Source organism: Bradyrhizobium sp. MI1.11 (assembly GCF_055811255.1).
In genome coordinates this window covers 1-6,962 of the sequence record NZ_JBVVPM010000033.1, presented here as the reverse complement: position 1 = coordinate 6,962, position 6,962 = coordinate 1, and the positions used below count along the sequence as shown (strand labels likewise).

Below are 6,962 nucleotides of genomic sequence, written 5' to 3'. Positions count from 1 at the left end.
TCCTCAGTCACCGCGCCGCTGGCGCTATTGCCGGCGCCAACCGTGATCACCGCATTGTCGTTGGTGCCGGTGATGGTCACCGTCACCGTCTGGGTAGCCGTCGAGCCGTGGCCGTCGTTGACGGTCACCACGAAGCTCTCGGTGACGCTCTGACCTGCGGCTAGATACTGGGCGGCCGAATTGTTAAGCGCATAGTGCCACTGCACCGAGCCGTTGGCGGCATTGGGCGCCTCGCCGACCGGGTCGAGCGAGAAAGTGCCGAGCGCAGTGGTGTTGGAAGCGGCCGTCGCGAACGTGGCCGAATGGGTGTCGCTGAGATCGGCGTCGTTGAAGCTGATGGTGCCGGCCGCGCTCTGCGAATCCGAGGGATCCGGCGTGGTGTTCGCGTCTTCTACCACCGAGCCGCTCTGCGGACTCGATGTGATAGAGACGGAGTCGTTTGCGCCATTGAACTGGAGCGTCACCGTCGCCCAACTGAGCGTGCCGTTGCCCAGCTGGATCGCGTAGGTGAACGTATCCGTCAGCGTTTGCCCGGCCGCCAGCGCCTGAAGCTGAGTGTTGATGTCGCCCTTATCGTAATGAACGGTGCCGTCCGACTCGATCCAGATGCGCGCACCGAGCGCGCTGCGGTCACCGGTACCGACCATTCCGGCAGCGTCACTGCTGTACGCCAGATCTTTGACCAGCAAATCCGCAGGGGCGTAGTTCTTGGTGGACGCAGAGGTGCTCGTTCCGTCGTCCAGGGAGAACAGCGTCTTGGCCGCGCCCCCAAGATCATTTGCCAGCACGTTCAAGATGAGAATGTTGCTGACGTCTTCCGTAAACGAGAAAATGTCCGTGTTGGCTTGCGGAGTATTGCCGAACGAAACCGTGCTGCCGCCGCCTGTTGCCTGCGTCGCCATAGCTTAAATCCTCTGGGTGATGCGCCGTGCGCATTCACGGACCGGCACAAATTGCACAATGGCGCGGGGATGATCGGCCGTTGCCTTGCCTATGCTGCTGAAGAAAGATGCCGAGCTACTCAGCATGCCTATCGTCCTGCTCAGCGCTTCGTGCCGGTCAAGCCTGTTTAGGGCTAGAGCCGCTCCGAGCTTGCGAGCGAATGTCATGTGCACGGTCGCGCGCCTGACAGCCGCCATGTTTGCAAACCGCAAACTTGGCGGATCGAAAAATCGAAAATTGACGGAGAAGAATTCGAAATTTCTCGAGCTCGAGTGAAAATTGCTACAAAATGCGTGCACGTCATTCGCAACCTCGCCTGCCAATGCAGAGCAGAGAGCGTCCCGCAAAATCGATTCACACAATTGGTAGCGCTCGCTCGAACGGCGATAGGTCCACCCACCGCAGCTCCATCAACTGCTGCCAAGTTACGCGAAAGATCTAGCGGTATCCCCCTTGCCCATCGTGGCCGGTGCTTGGCCGCCCACATCTGGCAATTATTGATTTTTCAATATTCGCCACTTCAGAAGCGACAACCGCGATCAAGAAGCGCCATGGTCATTCCCTCCCGATTAAATCAAAGCTATTTTAAATTAAAGCGCCAGTCTATTTATTTATTTATACGCCGCATTTAATGATTAATGCAGCAAAATCAAGAAGAAGGAGGCTCTTGCGCCACTCCTTGCGAGGCGACTCCGGAATTTTACGGCTTTTACCCAGATGCACTCCGTCCGCGAGATGGTCATTGCTTCGCGTAGATCGACAGTCGCAAGGAGCCAGCTGGAGCCAAACTCAGCCCTATCTGCGAAGACGAGGCATGAAAGCAACAGCTTCGCAAGACGTTGCGCCTGATTATTAACTTACGCCCCCGACGCGATCCAGGCCCGCCCGGCGTGACGCGGCGAACTTGGCTTTCAATGTGATGCTGGTCATCCTCTCATGGGGTCAGTAGCCGTCCTTGTCGCCCGGCGCACGTTCCAGAGTGTGAGACCATTGCGGGACTCAAGGGTGGTGCACTCCAAGAGCGAGGCGGGTAGCCAGACCGCTGACGCAACCCAACTGCTGGGTTATGGCTCGGTTAGCGCACTTGCCCTGGAGGGCGGCGAGAAGAGTCCTAGGTTGGGATTTCTGACATTGCGATGCTCGCGCATGAAGCTTCGCTTCTCGTGTTTCTGCGCCGCGCACGTTCTCGTTCGCTTTACCGCGCAACAGGTCCCCGCGAGCAAGCATTCGAAATCGATGTGAAGCTTAAACCGAAAGCAGTTCCCGGTCGGCTTACAAATGCAACCCAAATTGACCGCCATTAAATGAGAAATTTGATTATCTCATATAATCATGATGACTCCATCGCAAAATTGAAAAATATGTTTGGGGAAAACATGGGAGGTTGAAATGGAAGCTGCCCGCCGCCTGCGTGCAATGGCGCTGCTGTGCCGACAGACTGCCGCACTCCAACCTGAGAGAAGCTGGAAACTGCTTGCAGAGGCAGAGTACTGGGAGCATCTGGCGGCTGTGGCTTTAGCTCATTGAGCTTCGGTCGAGTGTCCTTGTCTTTCGCTTTTCGTCGACTTCTTACTTCAAGTCATTTTCTGAGGCATGTGATGTCGAGTACGCGTCAGATTTTTTCGACTGCTGTTCTGAGCGAACGACACCGGGCGCTTCTGGAGGAGCTTAGAGAGGTGGAGAAGCTTCGAAGCAAGCTCCGACGTGTAGAAGCAAGAACAATCGGCAGAAGGCGGCGTACCAAAGCGAGCGGCGGAGCAAGAACCGTTTAGAGACCCGCCGGGGCCGAAGGCTGACCCGCGTTGGCTCACTCGCGCAATTCGATGGACGGACTGCCCGCGCTCCTCGCATCTGCGACCATTTTGAAAGAGGACTGGCGCCTTCATCCCCGCAGTAGCGCGCCTCGGTGACGACGTCGCTGCGACATGTCGGCAACCAGCCAGGCCGGGGTGCCTCACAATGCTCGAACTAACTCGGCGGCGAAACCGGCCGTCTATTCAGGATCGCGCGTTAGCTCCGACCTTCATTCGACGTTGCACTTCGGAACACAGCAACGAGTCGATCGCCTTGCCAAAGCTCAACGTCGTGCTCGTCATGCATTTGCTCGGCTCGGCGTCTCGCCGTCTGCTCATCAATGCAGTCGAGCTTTGCGGCGCAGATCACTTGCCGGCTGCCGTCCACCACGAACACCTTGTACCGCATAATGCAGTCCGATCCCAAAGGCGACGGTCATCGTATTTGAATGTCCGTCTAAGGCACGTGCCAAACTAGGTGTGGCGCACGGAATCTTTGTACGTGTGGCAGTTCGGCTATACCAGCTCGTGGAATCCATGGATTGCGCGGCGGATGTACCTCGCATCTAAGCTAACGTAATCTCCACGCATGCCGAAGCGTGCGGCTCGAGCTTAAGAGCGAGAGGCCACCAAGCGTCATCAGCAGCACACCGAACCAGGCCGTCCAGCTGCGCGCCTCGCCGTGCGCCTCTGCAGTGCGCGCGCCCAGCGGCATATCTTGAGGTGCGTCGGCGAGAAGCTGCCCAACGTCGACTTGGCCCGGCACGGAGTGTTCGGAGGTGAGCTGGTTGGGAAGATCGACAATGGGGGCCGCCGACCCCGTGCCGAGATTGGAAGCGGCATCAGCTACCTTCATTTCGGGTACAGGCGGCTGAGATTGCTCGGGCGGTGCGGAGCGCAGCAACTCCGCGCGCGCATCAACGAGCGCGCTCCACCTCGTCCCGTTTTCGTCCAAACTGGCGGTGCGGTCTTTGGCCATGCGAGCCCGAATGGGCTTCTTCACCGTCGCGATGCCCTCGGCCAGGAACCAGCATTTGCGGCGACCGTCCATTCGGTAGACCCAATGCTGTCCACCAGTGGTCGAGGTACCGGGACGCGGCACGCATTCGGCTTGCGGCGGAGAGGTTACCGTGGGTTGGGGCGTAGCAGTATTGAAGAAGTCGGCAAGAGGGTTGTCGGCAAGAGGGTTGGAAGACGCAGGCGCCGCCGATAAACCTCCGATAAGCACCACACTGGCGAAGTATAATCGCAAATGACCGGACATCGAAAACTCCCGGGTGCGCCCCACCCCCGCTCGAACCTTAGCGGCGACAACGGCTGCCATGCGGCTTAAATCGGGCGGCGCGATGAATTAATTAATTGTACTCTTGGCTACCTGATTAATATGCCGGTCACGAGGCAGCGCGATTCATCGAGCCACCTGAGTTGTGCTGGGCCTCGCTCCCCGCGATCCGCGCCGCCGCCGCTCGGTCGATCGCCATCTTTGCGCTCGTCCCCGAGCACGAAAGCGCAACTGGGCGAGGGTGAGTTTGTGGAGGTCACGAGGCGTGGCTACCCCTTCGCAGCGATTTAAATACTCCGCCACGATATTACCACTGTCGCGCCTTTCTCCCTGCTACCTCTCGTATTAAATGTGGATTGCATGATCAATATTTAACTGAGGGCTTGTCTGCTCCCGGATTCCCGACTTGTCTGCCTGGGCCTTCTGCCCAAGATTAGGGATGGAGCCATGAACACCGCGCATTTCAATTCGCTCTCCGTTGACGAGCTCTGGATACTTCACCAAGAGGTCGCCGCCAAACTCACTCAGAAAATGTTGGTGCAAAAAGCACATTTGGAGGAACGGCTCCACAGGATTGGACTAGCTAACGAGGCCACGCGGTTTAATCGCAAGCGCCGTCCATACCCGCCCGTTCGTCCCAAATATCGCAATCCGAAGAACCCAGCGGAGACATGGTCGGGTCGCGGCAGGCTGCCTAGATGGCTGCGGCCGCAGCTTCGAGGCGGCCGAAATTTGGACGATTTCCTGATCGGCTTCAGCCCAAAAGCGGCAGACCAATTGAGCGCCGATTGAGGCATTTTGGGATGGGAATGCTGGCGCCGGCTGCTGCCCTTGGGCTCTGAGCTCACATCATCGTTCAAACGCGGGGCATGACCATGCTTGGAGGCATGGCCATAGCGAGCGCACTTGCAATCTGATGGTCTCGCTGAATCGCTCGGGGGGCTCGCGGCGCAGTGAAGACATCGACGAGACTCTCAAGCGCGCGATGGCCCGCATCTAGTCGTGGTGGCCTCTGAAGTGCCGCCTAACCGCATTCCACGCTCGAAGGACTGGACGGAGGAGGACGACGAAAACAACTCTGATTGCAACCGGCGTCATCCCGCGCTGCAGGAGTGGTGGGTCGTGATCGTCCGAACGACCGGCCGTTGTGTTGATCGTCACCGGAGATGGAGTTCCTGCTCGCCGAGTAGGTGCCGGTCTGCGCGAGGGCAGGACAACTACAACGAACAGAACGTTCACCAGTAGCCATATTCCCACAATGAGAAGGGCAGTACGCACGAGGAACGACCATCGTTGGATCCAGAATCTGCCGAGGTTACTCCTGCCTCATACCCGGCACGCAACCGGCAACACTGCGTTCGCGGACGGAGCCGCTTCAGCGCAGCCGGCACATTTGGCATCTCCCGATGCCACTAGGCCCTGAGCGCTTCGCGAGCGTCCAGGATCGCTCCCAGCCTAGTCCGGCGCAACACTCGCGTCTGTGCGCTTTCGAACATTCATGCCCCTTCAGGTATGCTAGTTCTATGCATCATCCGGCGAGAGCCGGACAGGGATGGCTCATCAGCCAAGACGGCCGTCCTCAGCCCGCAATCCCTGAACAGGGGCTGGGTCATGGAGCGTGGCCAAATATCGCAGCACGATGAGCGGCGAATTTGGCGGTCCGCATAGAACCAGTATCGAGTTTCGGCAGTTGACTCCAGGTGGATCCGAACAAGCAAACTGATTTGTTCGGGCCAAGGATAAGTTTAAAAGCTAAGCCGGCACACATGAAGGACCTCCGACGACGTTTGGAAAAGGTCCGCGCTGACGCCAGAGAGTTTATGCTGATGAGTCAGCAGGCGACGGACATAGAAAAGCGCGAGCTGTTTAAGCGCTTGGCGGATGAACTCGCCTTCGAGGCTCTCGAGCTTGAGCTAATCGTCAAGAAAAACGAGCGAGCTAATCCGTGCGACCAGCACGAGGTCGTGGAGTTTAAGCCGCCCGCTCAGCGAACGCGTGGCTGACGCGGAAGAGGTCAAGCCGGCTAGATCGACGTGCACAACGGAACTTTGCGCATGGCTCCGCCAGCGAACGCTGCCCCGCCTTCGCCGCATCGCATTGCGGTTGGGAGGGCCCAATCCGGAAGCGGTGATGTCATTGTACGCCGCCAGCAGTTCATCCATATGGTCCTTCCGTCGATTTCGAAGAACAGCGGGTTTCAGGCAAGGCGCCCAGACTGCGGAACTGGTCAACTATTTTTCGGCGAACCTCGATCGCAGCCCACGGACCCACCCGTAAATTTCCCAAGTGTTCGAAACGAGGCGCGCTGGTTAACTGGTGTGGGTGAGCACCGCACCATGAAAACACCGAAGCCAAAACAATGGACCGACCGCGAGGTCCAGCAATTGTCGAAGCTGGCACGGACAGGCGCTGGCGTATCGAAGATTGCAGCCGAGCTGGGCCGTCACGCAGGATCAGTGAGGCGAATGGCGCGAACGATAGGGGTATTGTTGAAGAAGTAGCCATCGAGGAAGCTCGCGCATGCCCCGCCCGAAGGAGCGCAGCACGGCTGACCTACAGGCCGAAACCACGACTAATGTCCCGCACAAGCCTGAGCGCGGCGTCAGTATTTCGACCATGGAAGAGCGTCTGATCGAGCTGCGAAAGAATGGTCAGCCCAAATAGCGTGATGGCAATGCCTCTAAACATTGCCGTGGACCGTGTTGAACGGTGCAGCGCAAGTTCAAACGGCCCCAGCCGCAGGTTGGGAGGAACAGCCGGGGCCGGTATTCCCATTCCATGTGCCGCAATCGGCGGTAATCGGCACGCACCTAGCTAGCCAAATAAAAGCTAACGAATTGTTTCGTAAGTCCGAATTCGGAGCGAAGCTGCGGAATCCGAGGCAAAGCGGCCACCGATTCCGACGGAAGGCGGCCAGCGATTCCGATCGAAAGCGGCCACCCAAT

At 58.3% G+C, this 6,962-nt stretch carries 4 protein-coding genes; 2 read left to right on the top strand and 2 right to left on the bottom strand.

Going from position 1 to position 6,962, the window contains the following annotated elements:
• Together AC0L30_RS27985 and AC0L30_RS27980 are read right to left on the bottom strand one after the other, a co-directional pair.
• Positions 1-902 (bottom strand): VCBS domain-containing protein (locus tag AC0L30_RS27985; protein WP_473405680.1); only part of this gene is annotated, 902 nt, incomplete at its 3' end.
• 2,404 nt (positions 903-3,306) lie between these two features.
• On the bottom strand, positions 3,307-3,999 hold the full coding sequence (locus tag AC0L30_RS27980) for a hypothetical protein (protein WP_473405679.1): 693 nt from the start codon (positions 3,997-3,999) through the stop codon (positions 3,307-3,309).
• 465 nt (positions 4,000-4,464) lie between these two features.
• Between AC0L30_RS27980 and AC0L30_RS27975 the strand changes: the two genes are divergently transcribed.
• Positions 4,465-4,809 carry an H-NS histone family protein gene (locus AC0L30_RS27975; protein WP_473405678.1) on the top strand — a complete coding sequence of 115 codons (345 nt, stop codon included), beginning with the start codon at positions 4,465-4,467 and terminating at the stop codon, positions 4,807-4,809.
• 974 nt (positions 4,810-5,783) lie between these two features.
• On the top strand, positions 5,784-6,020 hold the full coding sequence (locus tag AC0L30_RS27970) for a hypothetical protein (protein WP_473405677.1): 237 nt from the start codon (positions 5,784-5,786) through the stop codon (positions 6,018-6,020).
• Positions 6,021-6,962 lie beyond the last annotated feature (942 nt).

Excerpts from the sequence above, each read along its gene's own strand:
- AC0L30_RS27980 (WP_473405679.1), bottom strand. The coding sequence starts at position 3,999 with ATGTCCGGTCATTTGCGATTATACTTCGCCAGTGTGGTGCTTATCGGA.
- AC0L30_RS27975 (WP_473405678.1), top strand. The coding sequence starts at position 4,465 with ATGAACACCGCGCATTTCAATTCGCTCTCCGTTGACGAGCTCTGGATA.
- AC0L30_RS27970 (WP_473405677.1), top strand. The coding sequence starts at position 5,784 with ATGAAGGACCTCCGACGACGTTTGGAAAAGGTCCGCGCTGACGCCAGA.